The organism is Christiangramia sp. OXR-203 (assembly GCF_034372165.1).
GTDB lineage: Bacteria > Bacteroidota > Bacteroidia > Flavobacteriales > Flavobacteriaceae > Christiangramia.
The window spans coordinates 1,878,819-1,898,090 of sequence record NZ_CP139698.1 but is presented as its reverse complement, the minus strand read 5'-3'; the positions used below and the strand labels follow the sequence as shown (position 1 = coordinate 1,898,090).

17 protein-coding genes are annotated in these 19,272 nt (G+C 37.5%); 9 read left to right on the top strand and 8 right to left on the bottom strand.

Going from position 1 to position 19,272, the window contains the following annotated elements; all coding sequences use genetic code 11:
• Positions 1-29: 29 nt before the first annotated feature.
• The 5 genes from T8I65_RS08645 to T8I65_RS08625 all read left to right on the top strand — a co-directional run bounded on the left by T8I65_RS08645 (position 30) and on the right by T8I65_RS08625 (position 5,333).
• Positions 30-509: an Lrp/AsnC family transcriptional regulator gene (locus T8I65_RS08645; RefSeq protein WP_026916117.1), complete on the top strand. Its 480-nt coding sequence runs from the start codon at positions 30-32 to the stop codon at positions 507-509.
• A gap of 89 nt (positions 510-598) precedes the next feature.
• A complete protein-coding gene (locus tag T8I65_RS08640; RefSeq protein ID WP_322300312.1) occupies positions 599-3,172 on the top strand; it encodes a phosphoenolpyruvate carboxylase in 2,574 nt (857 codons plus the stop codon).
• A complete protein-coding gene (locus T8I65_RS08635) occupies positions 3,172-3,690 on the top strand; it encodes a DinB family protein (protein ID WP_322300311.1) in 519 nt (172 codons plus the stop codon). The genes T8I65_RS08640 and T8I65_RS08635 overlap by 1 nt, the downstream gene beginning before the upstream one ends.
• Positions 3,690-4,682, top strand: a complete 993-nt coding sequence (locus T8I65_RS08630; RefSeq protein ID WP_322300310.1) for a YihY/virulence factor BrkB family protein — start codon at positions 3,690-3,692, stop codon at positions 4,680-4,682. The genes T8I65_RS08635 and T8I65_RS08630 overlap by 1 nt, the downstream gene beginning before the upstream one ends.
• A 102-nt stretch (positions 4,683-4,784) precedes the next feature.
• Complete coding sequence (locus tag T8I65_RS08625; RefSeq protein ID WP_322300309.1) at positions 4,785-5,333, top strand: type 1 glutamine amidotransferase domain-containing protein; 549 nt, start codon at positions 4,785-4,787, stop codon at positions 5,331-5,333.
• Positions 5,334-5,379: 46 nt separating this feature from the next.
• Here the strand turns inward: T8I65_RS08625 and T8I65_RS08620 are convergent, their stop codons facing one another.
• Together T8I65_RS08620 and aroB are read right to left on the bottom strand one after the other, a co-directional pair.
• The gene (locus T8I65_RS08620; protein WP_295180277.1) at positions 5,380-5,679 is read right to left on the bottom strand and encodes a hypothetical protein; all 300 of its coding nucleotides are present in this window, start codon (positions 5,677-5,679) and stop codon (positions 5,380-5,382) included.
• A gap of 74 nt (positions 5,680-5,753) precedes the next feature.
• The gene (gene aroB / locus T8I65_RS08615) at positions 5,754-6,839 is read right to left on the bottom strand and encodes a 3-dehydroquinate synthase (RefSeq protein WP_322300308.1); all 1,086 of its coding nucleotides are present in this window, start codon (positions 6,837-6,839) and stop codon (positions 5,754-5,756) included.
• An 89-nt stretch (positions 6,840-6,928) separates the two neighbouring features.
• Here aroB and T8I65_RS08610 point away from each other — a divergent pair, with 89 nt between their 5' ends.
• Complete coding sequence (locus tag T8I65_RS08610) at positions 6,929-8,128, top strand: proline dehydrogenase family protein (protein WP_322300307.1); 1,200 nt, start codon at positions 6,929-6,931, stop codon at positions 8,126-8,128.
• A gap of 3 nt (positions 8,129-8,131) precedes the next feature.
• The gene (locus tag T8I65_RS08605; RefSeq protein ID WP_322300306.1) at positions 8,132-8,671 is read left to right on the top strand and encodes a 1-acyl-sn-glycerol-3-phosphate acyltransferase; all 540 of its coding nucleotides are present in this window, start codon (positions 8,132-8,134) and stop codon (positions 8,669-8,671) included.
• Here the strand turns inward: T8I65_RS08605 and T8I65_RS08600 are convergent, their stop codons facing one another.
• From T8I65_RS08600 to gcvT, 4 genes are all read right to left on the bottom strand, one after another.
• On the bottom strand, positions 8,672-9,394 hold the full coding sequence (locus T8I65_RS08600) for a YebC/PmpR family DNA-binding transcriptional regulator (protein WP_322300305.1): 723 nt from the start codon (positions 9,392-9,394) through the stop codon (positions 8,672-8,674).
• 91 nt (positions 9,395-9,485) lie between these two features.
• Positions 9,486-9,776 carry a 4a-hydroxytetrahydrobiopterin dehydratase gene (locus tag T8I65_RS08595; RefSeq protein WP_322300304.1) on the bottom strand — a complete coding sequence of 97 codons (291 nt, stop codon included), beginning with the start codon at positions 9,774-9,776 and terminating at the stop codon, positions 9,486-9,488.
• A gap of 84 nt (positions 9,777-9,860) precedes the next feature.
• Entirely contained in the window at positions 9,861-10,676 is an 816-nt protein-coding gene (locus T8I65_RS08590) for a sugar nucleotide-binding protein (protein ID WP_322300303.1), read from the bottom strand.
• 5 nt (positions 10,677-10,681) lie between these two features.
• A complete protein-coding gene (gene gcvT / locus T8I65_RS08585) occupies positions 10,682-11,764 on the bottom strand; it encodes a glycine cleavage system aminomethyltransferase GcvT (protein WP_322300302.1) in 1,083 nt (360 codons plus the stop codon).
• Between the two features lie 117 nt (positions 11,765-11,881).
• On the opposite strand from gcvT, the gene T8I65_RS08580 reads away from it, so the two are divergent.
• Positions 11,882-13,414: an NAD(P)H-hydrate dehydratase gene (locus T8I65_RS08580; RefSeq protein WP_322300301.1), complete on the top strand. Its 1,533-nt coding sequence runs from the start codon at positions 11,882-11,884 to the stop codon at positions 13,412-13,414.
• An 11-nt stretch (positions 13,415-13,425) separates the two neighbouring features.
• Here the strand turns inward: T8I65_RS08580 and T8I65_RS08575 are convergent, their stop codons facing one another.
• The gene (locus tag T8I65_RS08575) at positions 13,426-13,896 is read right to left on the bottom strand and encodes a hypothetical protein (RefSeq protein ID WP_322300300.1); all 471 of its coding nucleotides are present in this window, start codon (positions 13,894-13,896) and stop codon (positions 13,426-13,428) included.
• A gap of 31 nt (positions 13,897-13,927) precedes the next feature.
• Positions 13,928-16,480 carry an ATP-dependent Clp protease ATP-binding subunit gene (locus T8I65_RS08570; RefSeq protein WP_322300299.1) on the bottom strand — a complete coding sequence of 851 codons (2,553 nt, stop codon included), beginning with the start codon at positions 16,478-16,480 and terminating at the stop codon, positions 13,928-13,930.
• 246 nt (positions 16,481-16,726) lie between these two features.
• Between T8I65_RS08570 and gyrA the strand changes: the two genes are divergently transcribed.
• Positions 16,727-19,258, top strand: coding sequence for a DNA gyrase subunit A (gyrA, locus tag T8I65_RS08565; RefSeq protein ID WP_322300298.1), 2,532 nt, complete (start codon positions 16,727-16,729; stop codon positions 19,256-19,258).
• Positions 19,259-19,272 lie beyond the last annotated feature (14 nt).

Sequence of the window (19,272 nt, the reverse complement as noted above, 5' to 3'; positions counted from 1 at the left end):
TTGAATTTCATTAAAAATAGAACTTCAAGATGGCTAAGTTTAAATTAGACGACACCGACCACCAGATTCTTGACATGCTTATCGAGAATACCAGAACTCCATTCACCGATATTGCTAAGAAACTACTGATATCAGCTGGAACTGTCCATGTTCGTGTAAAGAAAATGGAAGAAGCTGGAATTATTATAGGATCATCGTTAACTCTGGATTATAAGAAACTTGGATACGCGTTTATCGCATATGTAGGTGTTTTTCTTAAGAATACTTCACAAACTAAATTTGTACTTGAGAGAATTAATGAAATTCCATTCGTTACGGTTGCTCATGTAACAACCGGCAAGTTTAACGTGTTCTGTAAAATACGTGCTAAAAACACCCAGCATGCAAAGGAGATCATTTTCCAACTTGATGATATTGAGGGTGTTTATAGAACAGAAACTATGATTTCTCTGGAGGAAAGTATCAACGATAAAAAACGTTTGATGCATTCCATATTTAAAGAGATGTAATTTATACTAAACTTTTAATAAAGACCCTTTAGACCTAGCTGTTTAGAGGGTTTTTTTTTACATTTAGGTCAGTTGAAAAAATTGAAATTATGAATAGAGAACCTCGTTTAGATAGATTTAATGATAATGTGCTGGCAAAGTATCAGGTCTATAATAGTATCTTTTTAACCTTACCCTATGATGAGATACAAAAGACCGGAGCGCTGTTACCACTTTTTCAAGAACTTTGCGAACGTGGATTTTCTGAAAATAAGAATCCTTCTGAGATCGTTGAACACTTTTTTGAACGTTACGGAGAAAGCCCAATGGAAGATGAGCGTAACGCTTTGCTTTTTCGTTTCATCCAATACATAGAGCGCCAGGTAGTTTTATTTGATGCCATTGAAGATGCGTCGTTCCCTATCGTAAATAATATGGATGGTCGTGGTACCCTGCGAAGTGTTAAAGAAGAAGCGGAAGCAAAACAAAAAACTGAGCAGTTAAAGGAATACTTGAAGCGATTCAATGTAAGACCTACTCTTACAGCGCATCCTACCCAATTTTATCCTGGCGCAGTGCTGGGAATTATAACAGATTTGGATAAGGCAATTCAAAAAAATGATCTGGTTCGTATTAAGCAGTTATTAGCACAGCTTGGAAAAACTCCGTTCTTTAATAAAGAGAAACCAACCCCATACGATGAGGCTGTTAGTCTCATTTGGTATTTTGAAAATGTTTTCTACCAGAGTGCAAGTAAGATCCATAATTACATTCAGCAGAATATATTTGATGGAGAGGATGTGGGCAACCAGGTGATCAATCTCGGATTCTGGCCAGGAGGTGATAGAGATGGAAACCCGTTTGTAACAACTGAGATCACTTTGAGAGTTGCACGTAGACTTCGCCGTACCATACTCCTTAATTATTACCGGGATATTCGTAAACTAAAGAGAAGACTTACATTTAGAGAGGTTAATGAGATCATGGCTGAAATAGAGAAAGCTTTGTATGATTCAGCCGTTACGAATTCAGACACACCAAAAATATCCTTAGAGGAATTGGTTTCGAAATTGCAAACCGCGCGAGAAATTTTGACAAATAAACATCAGTCATTATTTCTTGAAGAGCTCGATGACATGATCAATAAGATCAAACTCTTCGGTTTCCACTTCGCAACTTTAGATATTAGGCAGGACAGCTCGAAACACGAAGAAGTATTTGCAGATCTCAAGAAATACAAACCAAAGTTGATTCCGGAAAATTTCGAAACTCTTTCAGAAGAGGAGAAAATTGCTGTAATGACAACGACAGATGCACAGTTAGATCCTGAAGAATTCGATGAAGGGATGACTAAATCTACGCTTTCATCCATATATGCGATGAAGGAAATTCAGAAAAAGAATGGGGAGCAGGGAGCCAATCGCTATATCATTAGTAACTGCGGAAGTGTGGAAGGAGTTTTACAGCCTTTTTTATACATGAAATTATGCGGTTGGAAAAAACCAACTGTGGATGTGATCCCATTATTTGAAACGGTACCTGATCTAAGAGAAGCACATCATGTGATGGAGAAGTTGTACAAAAATCCAGTGTATAAAGAACATCTTGAAAAACGAGGTAATAAGCAAACGATCATGCTAGGCTTTAGTGATGGAACTAAAGATGGTGGTTACTTAATGGCAAACTGGAGTATTTATAAAGCTAAAGAGGAACTTACTCGAATTTCACGTGAGTACGGAATTAAAGTTGTCTTCTTTGATGGTCGTGGTGGACCACCGGCAAGAGGTGGTGGAAAAACTCATCAATTCTATGCTTCTTTAGGACCAACAATCGAGAATGAGGAAATTCAATTAACCGTTCAGGGGCAAACGATTAGCTCCAATTTTGGCACCAAAGATAGTTGTACGTATAATCTAGAGCAATTATTAAGTTCAGGAGTTTCTAATGAAATTTTCAGCGAAGGTAAAAATAAACTGAATGATCAGGATCGTAATACTATGAGCGAGCTTGCTGAGATTAGCTACAAAACATATACAGACTTTAAAAAGCATCCTCGTTTCATCCCTTACCTGGAAAAAATGAGTACTCTTAAATACTACGCTAAAACTAATATTGGAAGTAGGCCTAGTAAACGAAATAAGTCTGCAGAACTTAATTTATCAGATCTAAGGGCGATTCCATTTGTTGGAAGTTGGAGTCAGCTCAAACAAAATGTTCCTGGATTCTTTGGAGTGGGAACCGCTATGGAAGAAATGTATAAACAAGGTAGGTTTGATGAAGTCCAGGATCTCTATAACAATTCTGAATTCTTTAAAACCTTGCTTGAAAACAGTATGATGAGCTTGACTAAATCATTTTTCCCATTAACTGCCTATATGAAAGATGATGAAGAGTTTGGAGAATTCTGGACGGTGATTCATGATGAGTTCGAACGTTCAAAGAAAATGTTATTGAAGGTTACCGGCTATAATAGTCTGATGCAGAATCAGCCAGCAGGAAAGGCTTCTATTCAGGCCCGGGAAAGAATTGTGCTCCCATTATTAACCATTCAGCAACACGCGCTTAGAATGGTGCAGGAGCTGAGTAAAAACCCTGAAGCCAACCAGCAAGCCCTTGAGGTATATGAAAAAATGGTTACAAGGTCGTTGTATGGAAATATTAATGCCAGTAGAAATTCTGCTTAATGAAGAAATCTGAACTTACTAAGGGAGAAATAGGTGAATTTTATAGAGGTTATATCGATAGATTAGAACCCGAAGCTGAATTAGTTCCAAGCCTCAAATCGAATACTTCTGAGTTTATTCAATTTTTGAAAAATATTCCAGAAGATAAATGGGATTACCGCTATGAAGAAGGTAAGTGGACATTAAAAGAAATGATTCAGCATATAATTGATACTGAAAGAATTTTTCAATTCAGAGCATTAGCAATTGCCAGAAACGAACCGCAACCTTTGCCAGGATTTGATCATGATATTTATGTTTTAAATAGTCGCTCAGAACACAGATCGGTTCAAGATCTTATTAAAGAGTATAAAATTGTTAGAGAGGCAGGCATCATTCTTTTCGAAAGCATGACTGTCGATATGCTAAAACTTGGTGGAATCATGAATGATATCAATGCTTCACCCAGAGCGCTCGGCTTTATGATGGTTGGTCATGCTATGCATCATATTGAGGTGATTAAAGAGAAGTATCTCTAATGTTTCGCAAAATCAAGGTTTTCGGCAAGCTTCTTAAGAAGACTTATGTGAGCTGGGATAAGAATGAACCTTATGCCCGAAGTGCTACCATCGCTTATTATGCATTATTTTCATTACCATCATTATTGATTATTGTAGTAAGTATTGCGGGTTATTTCTTCGGAAGAGAAGCCGTACAAGGCCGGCTTACAGGTGAGATAGGGGAGTTTATTGGAACTGAAGCTTCCAAAGCAATTGAGGGCATGATCGAAAATGCTGCATTGTCGCAGGACTCTACACTGGCTATAATTTTTGGTTTAGCGATGCTTATCTTTGGTGCAACCGGAGTTTTTTTTCAGTTGAAAATCGCCATGAATAACATATGGAATGTTGCGGCCAAAAAAACTAATTTTCTCCGTATGGTTCTTGATCGTGTGATTTCCCTGGGAATGGTAGTAGTCATTGGATTACTTTTATTAATAGCTCTGGTAGTTTCTACTATTCTGAAGTTAATTACAGAAACAATGCAACAGCTTATTCCTGATATTACTCAAGTTGCAATGTATATTTTAAATTACGCACTTACGTTTTTCTTCATAACGACTTTATTTGCAATGATCTTTAAGCTTCTACCAGATATTAATATCAGGTTGAAGACCACATACACTGGAGCTGCATTGACTACAGCACTTTTTATTGTTGGTCAGACTCTTATAAGTATATATTTTGGTCAGAGCGATCCGGCATCAGTTTATGGTGGCGCGTCTTCAGTGGTATTAATACTCCTTTGGGTCTACTATACCTGTTTAATTTTATTCTTTGGTGCAGAGTTCACAGTTCAATATGCTCTTCTGAAGAAAGAGAAGGTGGAGCCGAACAGATTTGGTGAACCAGCAATATACCAGGAGATGAAGAAACTGGAGCAAAGAAAAGTTCAGCTTGAAGAAGAAAAGTATATCGTAGACCGTTTGAAGTCTTACCTGGATGCAGATGAAACTTCGAAAGAAAAATAGTTTTAATTAACCTTTAACTCTTAAACGCCCAGTTTTAATAGGCTATTAATACAGATTCGCTCTTCCTAATCCTATCTTTGAGTAACTAAAAAAAGAAAAATTATGGATAAGAGAATTGCAATTTTAGCAACAGATGGATTTGAAGAAGTAGAACTAACCTCCCCAAAAGAGGCAATGGAGAAAGAAGGTTTTAATGTAGAGATCGTTAGCCTTAAGTCAGGTGACATTAAATCATGGGATGGTGATAATTGGGGAAAAGACTTTAAAGTAGATAAAACTCTTGACGAGGTTTCAGCAAAAGATTACCATGCTTTAGTGCTTCCAGGAGGAGTTATCAATCCAGATAATTTAAGAAGAGAAGAGAGTGCATTGGTCTTTGTTAGGGACTTCTTCAAACAAAGCAAACCCGTATGTGCTATTTGCCATGCACCGTGGACTTTAATTAGTGCAGATGTTGTGGAAGGTAGAACGATGACATCCTTTAGTAGTATTCGTAAAGACCTTGAAAATGCTGGTGCATTATGGGTAGACCAGGAAGTTGTAGTTGATGAAGCTTTGGTTACAAGTAGAAATCCTGATGACCTTCCAGCTTTTAATGCAAAGGTGATTGAAGAAATTAAAGAAGGTAAGCATGATTTACAACATGCATAATTACCAGTAATTATAAAATGAAAAGGGACGCAATTGCGTCCCTTTTTTATTTGTCTTCGTCTTCTTCAGTATCATCCTTCTCCGGAATGTCTACAATAGGATCTGTAAATTCTGAATCTTCATAATCATCTTCGTCAAAATTCGCCATAGTACTTTCAAGCCTGGTACTTACTTTGACCAGGTAAATGGTATCTTCAGTCTTTACTTCCACAGCTTCAACAGTCTCATTTTTAGCATTCTTAAAGGCGATAACCTGGTCATCATCATATCCATCAGGATATTTCTCTACAAGAAGTCCAAGAATTTCAGGAGTAAGCTTTTTATAGTCTACAATTATCCTTTTCATAGTGTGATTGGTTTATGCAAGTATAAATAAAATATCAAACGCCACACAAGGGAGTTGCCAGATATTCGATTAAATTAATGATTAGTTAAATTCAGAGAGCTATAAAATTCGAAAGATTTGATAATCAGCTCTTCAGGAACTACAACATCTAATTCTGGAATAGCGATATCATTCAATAAAACAAAATTTACCTGTCCATTCGAGTTCTTTTTATCATGTTTGAGTAACGAAATGATCTCCTTAATATCTTCCGAAGGTATGTCCACGAAACCGAATAGATCAATTATAATATTTGAAATATCATGTAATTTTTTCTTTGGAAAATTTAGAATCTCAGAAGATATATATGATTCTAAGATCATCCCGATCGCAATTGCTTCTCCGTGAAGTAATTTATCTTTCTCAGGATTAGTTAAATAGAAGGATTCAACAGCGTGGCCGAGCGTATGCCCAAAATTAAGATTTTTCCTGATGGACTGTTCATAAGGATCCTGCGAAACAATCTCTGATTTTATATTTACTGAATGTTCTATGATAGTATCAAGGTCTGAAAGATCTAGAGAGCTCAGGTTGCTCATGCGATCCCAGTAAGATTCATCAGCTATAAGTCCATGTTTCAGTATTTCAGCAAGACCACTGCGCATTTCACGTGAGGATAATGTTTGTAGGTAACTGCTATCTACAACAACCATTTCTGGCTGCACTATGACTCCCACCTGATTTTTGAGATTTCCTAGGTCAACACCGGTTTTACCTCCAACCGATGCATCTACCATAGAAAGTAAGGTAGTTGGAACATTAATAAATGGAACACCACGCTTAAACGTTGAAGCTACAAAACCTCCAAGATCGGTTACAACACCACCACCAAGATTTATCATCAAACTCTTTCTATCTGCACCAAGCTCTGAAAGAGCACTCCAAACACCAGTACAGGTTTCAATATGCTTATTTTCTTCTCCCGGTTCAATTTCAATAACTTCAATCTGTTGATTCGTAGATATATTCTTCAAGAATATGCTTAGACAGTGTTCCTGGGTGTTGGTGTCAACCAAAATATATAATGATGATGGCTTTTTATCTTCTATATATTGGTTGATTTTCGAGTAAGATTCGATACCGTAAAATACAGGATTGACTAAGTGTTTAGCTTCATTCATGATATTGGCATTTAGAGCTTTCGAAATTAAAGAGAATTTATGATAATAGTCATCTTCAATAATTATATTTGCCCGATTAACAGCATGAAATGATAAGAAAGAAGATATTCAATAATACTAAATCTGCGTTCAAACTCAAATCAAATTCAGACCTGGATAGGGCGATATTTTTGTTTAGCATGATGAATTATTCTGCTTTAGTGAAAGCAGGTAGCGCATTAACTAAAATGGCGCTAAAGTTACACTTACCAGTAGAAACTCTTATAAAGAAAACAATTTTTGAACAATTTTGCGGAGGTGTTACCGAAGAGGATTGTAAGCCCGTTACCAAGGAGATGTACGGAGAGAATTTGCATAGTATTCTTGATTACTCAGTTGAAGGTAAGGAGAGTGAAGAAGAATTTGATTCTGCAATGCGCAAGAAACTGAGTCTGATTGAATATGCCAATGAAAGTGATGAAGTTACTTTTGCAATGTTTAAACCTACCGGTATTGGAAGATTTGCGATTTGGGAAAAAGTAAGTGAAAAGCTTAGTCTTACAGAGGCCGAAAAGGAAGAGTGGGAACGTGTAAAAAACAGAGTGGAAACATTATGTAAGCGCGCATTTGAACTAAAGGTACGATTGTATGCTGATGGCGAAGAAACCTGGATGCAAACCGCTGCCGATGATCTTATGGTTGAAATGATGAAAAAATACAACCAGGATGAAGTGCTTATTTTCAACACACTGCAATGTTACCGCTGGGACAGGCTGGACTACCTGAAGGATCTTCACGAGCAAGGCCAGAAGGAAGGTTTTAAAATTGGAGCGAAGATCGTGAGAGGTGCTTATATGGAAAAAGAAAATTCCAGAGCTAAGAAATTAGGTTATGCATCGCCTATATGCGAAAGCAAGGAGGCAACAGATGTTAACTTTAACTCGGTAATGTCTTACTGTCTAAATCATCTGGAAGATATTTCAGTATTCATAGGTACTCATAACGAGGTAAGTAGTTACCTGGCTCTACAGATTATGGAGGATAAGGGTATTTCAATCGACGATAAGAGAATATGGTTTAGTCAGCTTTATGGTATGAGTGATCATATAAGCTATAATATGGCTAAAAAAGGATACAACGCTGTAAAATTGGTTCCATTTGGACCGGTTAGAGATGTAGTTCCTTACTTACTAAGGCGTGCTCAGGAAAACACTTCAGTTAAAGGACAAACGGGTAGGGAGTTGGCTTTACTAAGAGAAGAGAAGAAACGCCGACGTGGAGATGAGTCTACGAAACATCATCGGGAATAACCTATGCGCTGGCTGGCAAAATTTATATTCTACAAAATTTTAGGCTGGCGTCTGGAGGATAATTTTACTTCCAGAACAAAGAAGTGTGTAGTTATCGTTGCGCCACATACAAGTTCCTTTGATTTTCTATTAGGAATCCTGGTTCGTAAGATGATGAATGTGGAATTTAATTTTGTAGGAAAGCAGGAATTGTTCAAAACACCTTTTGGGTGGTATTTCAAATGGGTAGGTGGCGCACCGTTGGATAGATCAGGAAAAAAGAATAAAGTGGATGCGATTGCGAAAGTCTTTGAAAACAAGACTATTTTTCGATTAGCTTTATCTCCCGAAGGCACCAGAGAGAAAACCGATAAGTGGAGAACAGGTTTTTACTATATAGCTTTAAAAGCAGAGGTTCCTATCGTAATGGTTTCCTTCGACTATAAGCCCAAAAAAGTAAAAATCTCCGAAGCTTTTCAGCCAACCGGAGATTTTGATTCAGATTTTAAAATTATCACCCAGTTCTATGAGGGTGTAGAAGGCAAGATTAAAGAAAATTTCTAATTAATCCTCATCTGTTGTCTCCATAGTATGGTAGACGTTTTGAACATCATCGTCTTCTTCCAGTTTTTCAAGCAATTTCTCTACATCTGCTGCCTGTTCACCTTGTAAAGGTTTTGTAACCTGAGGGATTCTTTCAAATCCAGAAGAAAGTATTTCCATTTCCCTGTTCTCTAATTCCTTTTGAATGGCACCAAAATATTCAAAGGGTGCATAGATATGAATTCCGTCTTCATCTTCAAAAACTTCTTCTGCACCAAAATCTATCAATTCTAACTCAAGTTCTTCCGGATCCTGATTTTCAGCATTAATTCTGAAATTACAGGTATGGTCAAACATGAATTCTACAGAACCTGAAGTCCCAAGATTCCCATCAGATTTGTTGAAATGAGAACGAATGTTTGCAACTGTTCTATTGTTATTATCTGTCGCAGTTTCTACGAGAACAGCAATACCATGAGGAGCATAGCCTTCAAAAAGAACCACTTTGTAATCACCTTGATTTTTATCTGAAGCACGTTTGATCGCACGCTCGATATTATCCTTAGGCATATTGACACTTTTCGCATTCTGAATCACGGCACGAAGTTTGGCATTCGTGTCAGGATCTGGACCACCTTCTTTCACTGCCATGACGATATCTTTACCAATTCTGGTAAATGCTTTAGCCATTGCAGACCAACGTTTCATTTTCCGTGCTTTGCGAAATTCAAAAGCTCTTCCCATTTCAAATTTTAATTAGGTTCGCGCAAAAATATAAAAAAGCTCCTAAATACAGTATGGGTAAGGAGCTGGTTTTCTAGTATTCAACAGATTTTCAATTCGTCGACTCGATGATCTCTTCTATTGTTCTGGCAAGTTTGAAATCTTTTTCGGTCACACCATTTGCATCGTGAGTAGAAAGTGAAATTTCTAATTGATTGTATACATTTCCCCAATTTGGATGATGCTCCTGTGCTTCTGCCTCAAATGCAATTCTTGTCATTACGGTAAATGCTTCTTTAAAATTCTCAAATTCAAAAGAAGTATGAATGGCACCTTTGGCATATGTCCATCCATCAAGATTTTTTAATTGTTCGTCTATCTCAGTATCACTTAATTTTTTCATGACTTAATTATTTGGTTTTCTTCAAGTTACTAAGAATGAAGCATAACATCGTTATGGGACTTCAGTTTAATTTCAAATTAACAGCTATAGTTTAGCTGATGCTTGGACTACTTCCTGGATACTTATCTGTAGGTTCTTTGGAAGCTTATTATCTTTTGGAAGTACAGCCAGGAATCTGTCGAAGTTGGAGTCGTAAACATTCTTGAAAAGTGGGTTTTCATAACCAAGTTCCCTGCTAAGGTCCTCTATAAGATCGCGTTGATGCACCAGGTCATCACTGCCCAAATGGAATACACCCTGTCTGTTTCTATTAATTATATAGTGAATTTGTTGAGTTACCTTTCCAATTTCAGTAGCATTCACGACCACATTTGGGAATACTTCCAGCGGTTCGTTTAGGTCCAGAATTGTTCTTATCTCCTTAATGCGCGGGGAACCTTTTCCGTAGACCATAGGAAGTCTCAGAATATTATATTGTTTATTCGGAAGTCTGAGTAACGCATTTTCTATTTTGATCTTGAATCTGCCATAAACGCTTTGACTAAGTGTTTTGTCATATTCATAAGAAGGATAGTTAGTGAAAGCATCAAAGACATTGGCTGAAGAGAGAAATATTAACTTTTTCCGATAATTGAGTAGGTAGTTAATAATCTCAAAATGAGTATGAATCTGAGGTTCAAAACCTCCTCGCAGGCAGGATACGATGACATCAGGCTTCAAATTTTCAAGTAAAATACTGATATTTTCCGTTTCCATATCAAAATGGTGGAATTGATGATTTTTTTCAAAAAAAACATTTTCAGTATAATAGGTACCGTGTGTATCAAAATAGGAGCAGAGCTCTTTATACAGGGAATTCCCAATAAAGCCGCTCGCTCCTAGTATCAAAATTCGTTTCAAATAAATTATCCTTTATAAAAGGGCAATTTCACCTGAGTTGCTTGTACAGCTTTTTTTCTTATCTGAATGGAAATCTTGTTTCCAACACCAGCAACTTCTACCGGTACATATCCTAAACCAATTCCTTTTTCAAGGGATGGTGACATGGTGCCCGAAGTGACTTCTCCAATTTTCTTGCCGTTTTCATCTACAATATCGTATCCCTGTCTGGGGATAGCTCTTTCATCCATTTCAAATGCGACTAACTTTCGTTTTGGACCTTCTTCTTTTTGCTTTTTAAGCGCTTCACTATTTATAAAATCTTTACTGAATTTCGTGATCCAGCCTAGACCTGCTTCAATAGGAGAGGTAGTATCGTCAATATCATTCCCGTATAAGGAATATCCCATTTCCAGTCTTAGGGTATCTCTTGCTGCGAGTCCTATTGGTTTTATACCAAATTCTTCTCCCGCTTCCATTACTGCCGCCCAGATTTGAGGAGCATCTTCATTTTTAAAATAAATTTCAAACCCGCCACTTCCCGTATAACCTGTAGCTGAAACGATCACTTTTTCTACACCGGCAAAGGTTCCGACCTCGAAAGTGTAAAATTTCATATTTTGAAGATCGATCGATGTAAGGGATTGCATTGCTTCAGCAGCTTTAGGTCCCTGTATCGCCAGTAATGATAATTCATCACTCATATCACGCATAGTCGCATCTACATCATTATGCTGAGAGATCCAATTCCAGTCCTTATCAATGTTCGAAGCGTTTACAACTAACAAATACTTATCTGCTTCCAGCCTGTATATAATAAGATCATCTACAATACCACCATCTTCGTTAGGCATCGTAGAATACTGAGCTTTCCCATCTGTAAGTTTTGAAGCATCGTTAGAACTGATCTTCTGAATAAGTTTCAGTGCATTTTCTCCGGAAATCAGAAATTCTCCCATGTGGCTAACGTCAAAAACACCGAGTTTTTCTCGTACAGTTTGATGTTCAATGTTTACACCTTCATAAGATACTGGCATATTGTATCCAGCAAAAGGTACCATTTTGGCATTTAATTCATTGTGTATTGCAGACAGGGCTACTTCTTTCATTATTGTCAAAAATTTGCCCAAATTTATTGAATTCAGATAGAATACAATATTAATTAAGCGTTTTTATATGAGTATCTTTAAGCTTCAAAAAATAAAAGAACAAGAAAGATTTACCTAATGAAAATACTTACGGCAGCACAATTGGCAGAGGCAGATAAGGTTACTCTGGAAAAGCAGGAAATCACTTCAGAAGAACTAATGGAGAGGGCAGGAACGCTTGTATTTAATGAAATTCATAAAAGATTGCAGGGAGCTCCGATTCCCATAAAAATTTTCTGCGGAATTGGTAATAATGGAGGAGATGGGTTGGTAGTTGGCAGGCATCTTATTCAGCATGGATACGAGGTTCGCACATTTGTAGTGAATTATAGTGATAAAAGATCTGAAGATTTTTTGAGCAATTATGAGAAGTTGAAGGAAATCACAAATGACTGGCCGGAACTTATTAAGAGCGAAAACGGTTTCCCTGAAATTCATACTGGTGATTTTGTTATAGACGCGTTGTTTGGAATTGGTTTGAACCGACCAGTAGAAGGCTGGCCTGCTAGTTTAATTAATTTAATAAATACTTCACAAGCTTCTGTCTTATCTATCGATATGCCGAGTGGTTTAGCGCCAGATAAGATTTTTAAAGATGGAGCAGTAGTTCAGGCAGGATATACTCTGAGCTTCCAATCTCCTAAACTAAGTTTTTACCTGCCAGACACCATGGATTATGTTGGCGATCTACAGGTCATCGATATAGCACTTGATCGGGAATATTTGGGAAATGTGGATTCAAAAATATTCCTGATAGGAAAAGAGGAGGCTCAAAGCCTATATAGATCAAGAAAAATAAACTCACATAAAGGCGACTATGGAAAGGTTTTGATCATTGGAGGGAGTTACGGTAAAATGGGAAGTGTCACTCTAACTTCAAGGGCGGCAATGCGCTCAGGCACCGGACTCTGTACGGTTTTCATTCCGGAATGTGGGTATGATGCCCTCCAAATATCTAATCCGGAGGTTATGGTACTCACAGATGAAAATTCTAAGATGATCACCAAGTTACCTTTAAATTTCGATGCTGATGTTTATTGCTTCGGAATGGGAGCAGGAACCAATGATGCTACAGCTAAAGCTTTTGAAGAATTTTTAAAAACACAGAATAAACCAATTGTGGTTGATGCTGATGGGATTAATATCTTATCGAAGAAAAAGTCACTTTTGGAAAAAATGCCTGAAAATTCGGTCATCACGCCTCACCCAGGGGAGTTAAAAAGACTAATAGGGGAGTGGAAGGATGATTTTGATAAACTTGAAAAGGTCAAAGCCTTAAGTAAAAAGTTTAAACTTATCGTCGTAGTAAAGGGCGCTCATACTTTTATAATAAATAACGAAGAGATCTATATAAATTCTTCGGGTAATCCGGGAATGGCAACTGCTGGTAGTGGTGATGTTCTCTCTGGTGTTATAACAAGTTTTGTAGGTCAGAAATATAGTAGCCTTGCTGCGACAATTCTGGCTGTTTACTTACATGGTTCAAGCGGTACAATAGCAAGTGATCAATTAGGGTATGAAAGTTTGCTTGCTGGCGACATCGCAGATAACATTGGTCGGGCAGTTCAGGAACTATTCAATAGAAATCCGGAATCAGTTCAAAAGAATTAATTTGATAAATTCTATTCGGAGACCAAAAGTGATAATTTTTTCTGTACCCAACTTGTAGCATCCGGAAGCTCAGCAAAAACCTTAAAAGAATTTGCGTCAACATAGAATTCCTTTTCAACTGTAGAAGCAAGGGTTCTCGTCATATCGTTATCACTTACAACTGCGATAACTTTGAGATTTTGAAATTTTGCAGATTGTTTGTAAACCATTGGGTCTACAGCATAGCTATTCACTCTATGTGATATGTAAGCATAAGGTTTCCCATGAAAGACTTCAGTTCCAATTTCAAGAAGAATTTCATTTTTGCTAATATCAAACAGAATTCCTTCGTTCATTTTAGCGACCATAAAATTTTTATGAATAGAAACACTGCCAAAATCAAGTTCAATAGTAGGGTAGTTCATATGATTATTGGGACAATTTCCCGCTAAATTACTGAAGTTTGGTCGAAACACAAGTATAAAAAAACCTGATATTTCCATAGCAGGTTTTTTTATTTAATGAAATTATATATTATTCAGTTTCTACAGATTTCTGAATATCTATGGTCAGTTCGCTTTTTTCTTCATCCAGATCCATCGTGATCTTATCACCCTCCTTCAAATTAGAAGTAATGATCTCTTCAGCTAAAGCATCCTCGATATATTTCTGAATCGCTCGATTTAAAGGTCTGGCACCGTATTGCCTGTCAAAACCTTTATCAGCAATAAAATCTTTGGCTTTCTCTGTAAGAGTAAGATCGTATCCAAGTCCTTGAATTCTACCAAACAATTTCGCAAGTTCGATATCAATGATTTTATGAATATCTTCTCTTTCAAGACCATTAAATATCACCACATCGTCAATTCTATTTAAAAACTCGGGAGCGAATGCTTTCTTAAGTGCATTTTCGATAACGCTTCTGGCATTTTCATCTACCTGAGATTTCTGAGCGGTAGTACCAAAACCAACACCCTGTCCAAAGTCTTTCAATTTTCTAGCTCCAATATTGGAGGTCATAATTATGATCGTGTTTCTGAAATCGATTTTTCTTCCAAGACTATCAGTAAGATAACCATCGTCTAACACCTGTAATAGCATATTAAATACATCTGGGTGTGCTTTTTCCACCTCATCCAGGAGGATCACAGCGTAAGGCTTTCTACGAACTTTCTCGGTAAGTTGTCCACCTTCCTCGTAACCTACATATCCAGGAGGTGCTCCAATTAACCTGGAAACAGCGAATTTCTCCATATACTCACTCATATCAATTCTGATAAGAGCATCATCATTATCAAATAGTTCCCTAGCTAAAACTTTAGCCAACTGCGTCTTACCAACACCAGTTTGTCCAAGGAATATAAATGAACCAATTGGTTTATTTGGATCTTTAAGTCCGGCGCGATTTCTCTGTATGGCTTTGACAACTTTCCCTACAGCTTCATCCTGTCCAATTACTTTCCCCTTGATCAATTGAGGAAGTTCCACAAGTTTATTACTCTCGGTTTGAGCAATACGATTTACCGGAATTCCAGTCATCATCGAAACTACATCAGCGACGCTATCTTCAGAAACAATTTCCTTATGTTTTTTGGACTCTTCTTCCCATTTTTCCTGAGCTACCGCAAGTTCTTTTTCAAGATTTTTTTCATCATCTCTAAGTTTAGCCGCTTCTTCATACTTCTGTTTTTTGACTACAGAATTTTTATTTTCCCGAACCTCTTCAAGTCTTCTTTCAAGATCGAGTACCTGTTTTGGCACATCGATATTGGTGATATGGACTCTAGATCCTGCTTCATCTAAAGCATCTATAGCCTTATCTGGTAAAAACCTGTCGGTCATATAGCGATTTGTCAACTTTACACAAGCTTCAATCGCTTCATTTGTATACTGCACATTGTGGTGATCCTCATATTTATCTTTGATATTATTAAGGATTTCTATGGTCTCATCTACCGTAGTAGGCTCCACTATAACCTTCTGGAATCTTCTTTCTAGAGCACCGTCCTTTTCGATATATTGTCTGTACTCATCAAGGGTGGTAGCACCAATACATTGTATTTCACCCCTTGCAAGTGCAGGTTTGAACATATTACTGGCATCCAGACTACCCGTTGCACCACCTGCTCCAACGATCGTATGAATTTCATCTATAAAAAGGATGATATCATCATTCTTTTCTAGCTCGTTCATCACAGCCTTCATTCTTTCCTCGAACTGGCCACGATATTTTGTGCCGGCAACTAAGCTAGCAAGATCAAGGGTAACCACTCTTTTATCGAATAAAATTCTGGACACCTTTCTTTTTACGATTCTTAGTGCTAATCCTTCAGCGATTGCAGATTTACCAACTCCTGGTTCTCCAATTAGTAAAGGATTGTTTTTCTTTCTACGACTAAGAATCTGAGAAACTCTTTCGATCTCTTTTTCTCTACCAACCACAGGATCCAGCTTGTCAGCTTCAGCCATTGCAGTGAGGTCTCTTCCAAAATTATCTAGAACCGGAGTTTTTGATTTCTTATTGGTTTTACCTGTACTGGCTCCGCCGCCTCCGCTAAACGGATTTTCCCTCGTAGCTTCATCTCCTTCATCATCTGAAAATGACTCCGCTGTCGGACTATCTGAAAAGTCGGTTTCATCGCTAGCGATCATATATTTAAACTGATCTTTAACGCCATCGTAGTCTATTCTCAATTTATTGAGCAGTTTGGTAGTCGGGTCATTCTCATTTCTAAGAATACACAATAATAAGTGTGCGGTATTAATCGAGGCACTCTGGAATAGTTTGGCTTCCAGAAATGTAGTTTTCAATGCTCGCTCTGCCTGTCTGGTAAGATGCAGGTTTTTCTTTTCATTACTTATAGTAACAGTATTGGGATTTGCAGGACTTAGTATCTCGACTTTACGTCTCAAATGGCTAAGGTCAATTTCCAATGCGGTTAGAATATCTATAGCTTTCCCGTCTCCATCTCGCAACAACCCCAGCATTAGATGCTCAGTTCCAATGAAATCATGACCAAGCCTTAATGCTTCCTCTTTACTGTAAGCAATAACGTCTTTTACTCTTGGTGAAAAATTATCATCCATTTTTATCTTCCTTTCTCAATTTTATTTTTACTCCAAATAGGACAAAAACTGTACCTAATAAGGTGACCATAGCTAAGTGACAAAATAACCATCACTTTTCAAAAGGGAAAATAATGAACTTATTAACCAAAACACAATAAAAATTTGTTAATAAAAAATACTTAAGCTCAGAGATAACGGGACGTTAAAGAGGTATAAAATATGTAAATTGCCCCTTACAATTTTAAGATAATTAAATTTTTTAATATGGCTGAAGGAGAAAAGCTAATTCCTATCAATATTGAAGATGAAATGAAATCTGCCTATATCGATTATTCGATGTCGGTCATTGTGTCACGTGCACTACCAGATGTACGTGATGGATTGAAACCTGTACATAGACGTGTGCTTTACGGTATGTATGAGCTTGGAGTACTTTCAAATAGAGCCTATAAGAAATCTGCGAGAATCGTAGGGGAGGTATTAGGTAAGTATCACCCGCACGGGGATTCTTCTGTATATGATACTATGGTGCGTATGGCCCAGGAATGGAGCATGCGATATATGCTTGTAGACGGCCAGGGTAACTTTGGATCTGTAGACGGGGATAGTCCTGCAGCGATGCGTTATACTGAAGCGCGTATGCGTAAGATCAGTGAGGACATGCTTGCAGATATTGACAAGGAAACGGTAGATACCCAGCTGAATTTTGATGACTCGTTAAGTGAGCCTGTAGTAATGCCTACACGAGTGCCAAATTTATTGGTGAACGGAGCCAGCGGTATTGCTGTTGGTATGGCGACTAATATGCCTCCTCATAATTTAAATGAAGTTATAGATGGTACCATCGCTTATATCGAAAATCACGATATCGAGATCGATGAACTTATACAATATATAAAGGCGCCAGATTTTCCAACAGGAGGAATCATTTATGGTTATGATGGTGTAAAGGAAGCTTTCAAAACTGGAAGAGGTAGAGTTGTAATGCGTGCTAAATCGCACATGGAAGAGATTGCGGGTCGTGAATATCTGGTTGTTACAGAAATTCCATATCAGGTGAACAAAGCTGATATGATCAAAAAAACAGCAGACCTTGTAAATGACAAGAAGATCGAAGGGATCAGTCTCATTAGAGATGAGTCTGATAGAAATGGTATGCGTATCGTATACCAATTGAAAAGAGATGCTATTCCTAACATCGTTCTTAATACATTATTTAAACACACAGCCTTACAGTCTTCCTTTAGTGTAAATAATATTGCATTGGTGAATGGAAGACCGCAAATGTTGAATTTAAAAGATCTTATTCATCACTTCATAGAACACAGACATGATGTGGTTGTAAGAAGGACTGAATTTGAACTGCGGAAGGCAAAGGAGCGTGCCCACATCCTGGAAGGATTGATCATTGCTTCTGATAATATAGACGAAGTGATCGCATTGATACGCTCTTCTTCTAATGCTGAAGAAGCACGTAATAAATTAATTGATCGTTTTGAACTTTCAGAAATTCAGGCTAAAGCGATCGTAGAAATGCGATTGAGACAACTTACCGGTCTTGAACAGGATAAGCTGAGAGCTGAATATGATGACATCATTAAAACAATCGAAGATCTCGAAGATATTCTGGCTCGAAAAGAGCGTAGAATGGAAGTGATCAAGGAGGAACTTCTGGAAGTACAGGAAAAGTACGGGGATGAAAGAAGATCTCAAATTGAATATGCCGGTGGTGATCTTAGTATCGAAGATATGATCCCGGATGAGAAGGTAGTGATCACTATTTCTCATGCTGGTTATATCAAACGTACTTCACTAAACGAATATAAGACTCAGAATAGAGGAGGAGTTGGCCAAAAAGGATCTAACACCAGAAATGAAGATTTCCTTGAATACCTTTTTGTAGGTACCAACCACCAGTATATGTTATTCTTTACTCAAAACGGTAAATGTTACTGGATGAGAGTTTATGAAATTCCGGAAGGAAGTAAAGCTTCCAAAGGAAGAGCAATTCAAAACCTTATTAACATTGAACCTGAAGATAAGGTGAATGCCTTTATCTGTACTCAGGATCTTAAGGATGAAGATTATGTAAATAATCATTTTGTGATCATGGCTACCAAAAAAGGACAGGTCAAGAAAACAAGCCTTGAGAAATATAGCCGTCCAAGAACAAATGGTATTAATGCAATAACTATTAAGGACGGTGATGAATTGCTGGAAGCAAAACTAACGACTGGTAATAGCCAGGTGATGTTAGGGCTTAAAAGTGGTAAGGCAATTAGATTTGAGGAAAGCAAAACCCGACCTATGGGTAGAAATGCCTCAGGTGTTCGCGGAATTACGCTTGCCGATGATAAAGATGAAGTTGTTGGAATGGTTTCGGTGAACGAATTTGATTCAGATATTCTCGTAGTTTCTGAGAATGGTTATGGTAAAAGATCAAGCCTGGAAGATTACCGAATCACAAATAGAGGTGGAAAAGGAGTTAAAACAATTTCAGTTACGGAGAAAACAGGACAACTTGTCGCTATTAAGAACGTATCAGACGATGATGATCTAATGATCATTAATAAATCGGGGATCGTAATTAGAATGGCTGTTGAGAATCTAAGAGTTATGGGCCGTGCTACACAGGGTGTAAGACTTATAAACCTTAAGGGTAATGATTCTATAGCTGCAGTGGCAAAAGTATTGCATGATGAAGATGATGTTGAGTTAATGGAAGATGCGGAAAAGCCTGTAGGCGGGGAGAGTCAGACCGATGGCACGACTATTGTAGATGATAGTGAAGAATAAAAATAAAAAACCAA

Coding starts and splice junctions, on each gene's coding strand:
- T8I65_RS08645 (WP_026916117.1), top strand. CDS start 30: ATGGCTAAGTTTAAATTAGACGACACCGACCACCAGATTCTTGACATG.
- T8I65_RS08640 (WP_322300312.1), top strand. CDS start 599: ATGAATAGAGAACCTCGTTTAGATAGATTTAATGATAATGTGCTGGCA.
- T8I65_RS08635 (WP_322300311.1), top strand. CDS start 3,172: ATGAAGAAATCTGAACTTACTAAGGGAGAAATAGGTGAATTTTATAGA.
- T8I65_RS08630 (WP_322300310.1), top strand. CDS start 3,690: ATGTTTCGCAAAATCAAGGTTTTCGGCAAGCTTCTTAAGAAGACTTAT.
- T8I65_RS08625 (WP_322300309.1), top strand. CDS start 4,785: ATGGATAAGAGAATTGCAATTTTAGCAACAGATGGATTTGAAGAAGTA.
- T8I65_RS08620 (WP_295180277.1), bottom strand. CDS start 5,679: ATGAAAAGGATAATTGTAGACTATAAAAAGCTTACTCCTGAAATTCTT.
- aroB (WP_322300308.1), bottom strand. CDS start 6,839: ATGAATGAAGCTAAACACTTAGTCAATCCTGTATTTTACGGTATCGAA.
- T8I65_RS08610 (WP_322300307.1), top strand. CDS start 6,929: ATGATAAGAAAGAAGATATTCAATAATACTAAATCTGCGTTCAAACTC.
- T8I65_RS08605 (WP_322300306.1), top strand. CDS start 8,132: ATGCGCTGGCTGGCAAAATTTATATTCTACAAAATTTTAGGCTGGCGT.
- T8I65_RS08600 (WP_322300305.1), bottom strand. CDS start 9,394: ATGGGAAGAGCTTTTGAATTTCGCAAAGCACGGAAAATGAAACGTTGG.
- T8I65_RS08595 (WP_322300304.1), bottom strand. CDS start 9,776: ATGAAAAAATTAAGTGATACTGAGATAGACGAACAATTAAAAAATCTT.
- gcvT (WP_322300302.1), bottom strand. CDS start 11,764: ATGAAAGAAGTAGCCCTGTCTGCAATACACAATGAATTAAATGCCAAA.
- T8I65_RS08580 (WP_322300301.1), top strand. CDS start 11,882: ATGAAAATACTTACGGCAGCACAATTGGCAGAGGCAGATAAGGTTACT.
- T8I65_RS08575 (WP_322300300.1), bottom strand. CDS start 13,896: ATGGAAATATCAGGTTTTTTTATACTTGTGTTTCGACCAAACTTCAGT.
- T8I65_RS08570 (WP_322300299.1), bottom strand. CDS start 16,480: ATGGATGATAATTTTTCACCAAGAGTAAAAGACGTTATTGCTTACAGT.
- gyrA (WP_322300298.1), top strand. CDS start 16,727: ATGGCTGAAGGAGAAAAGCTAATTCCTATCAATATTGAAGATGAAATG.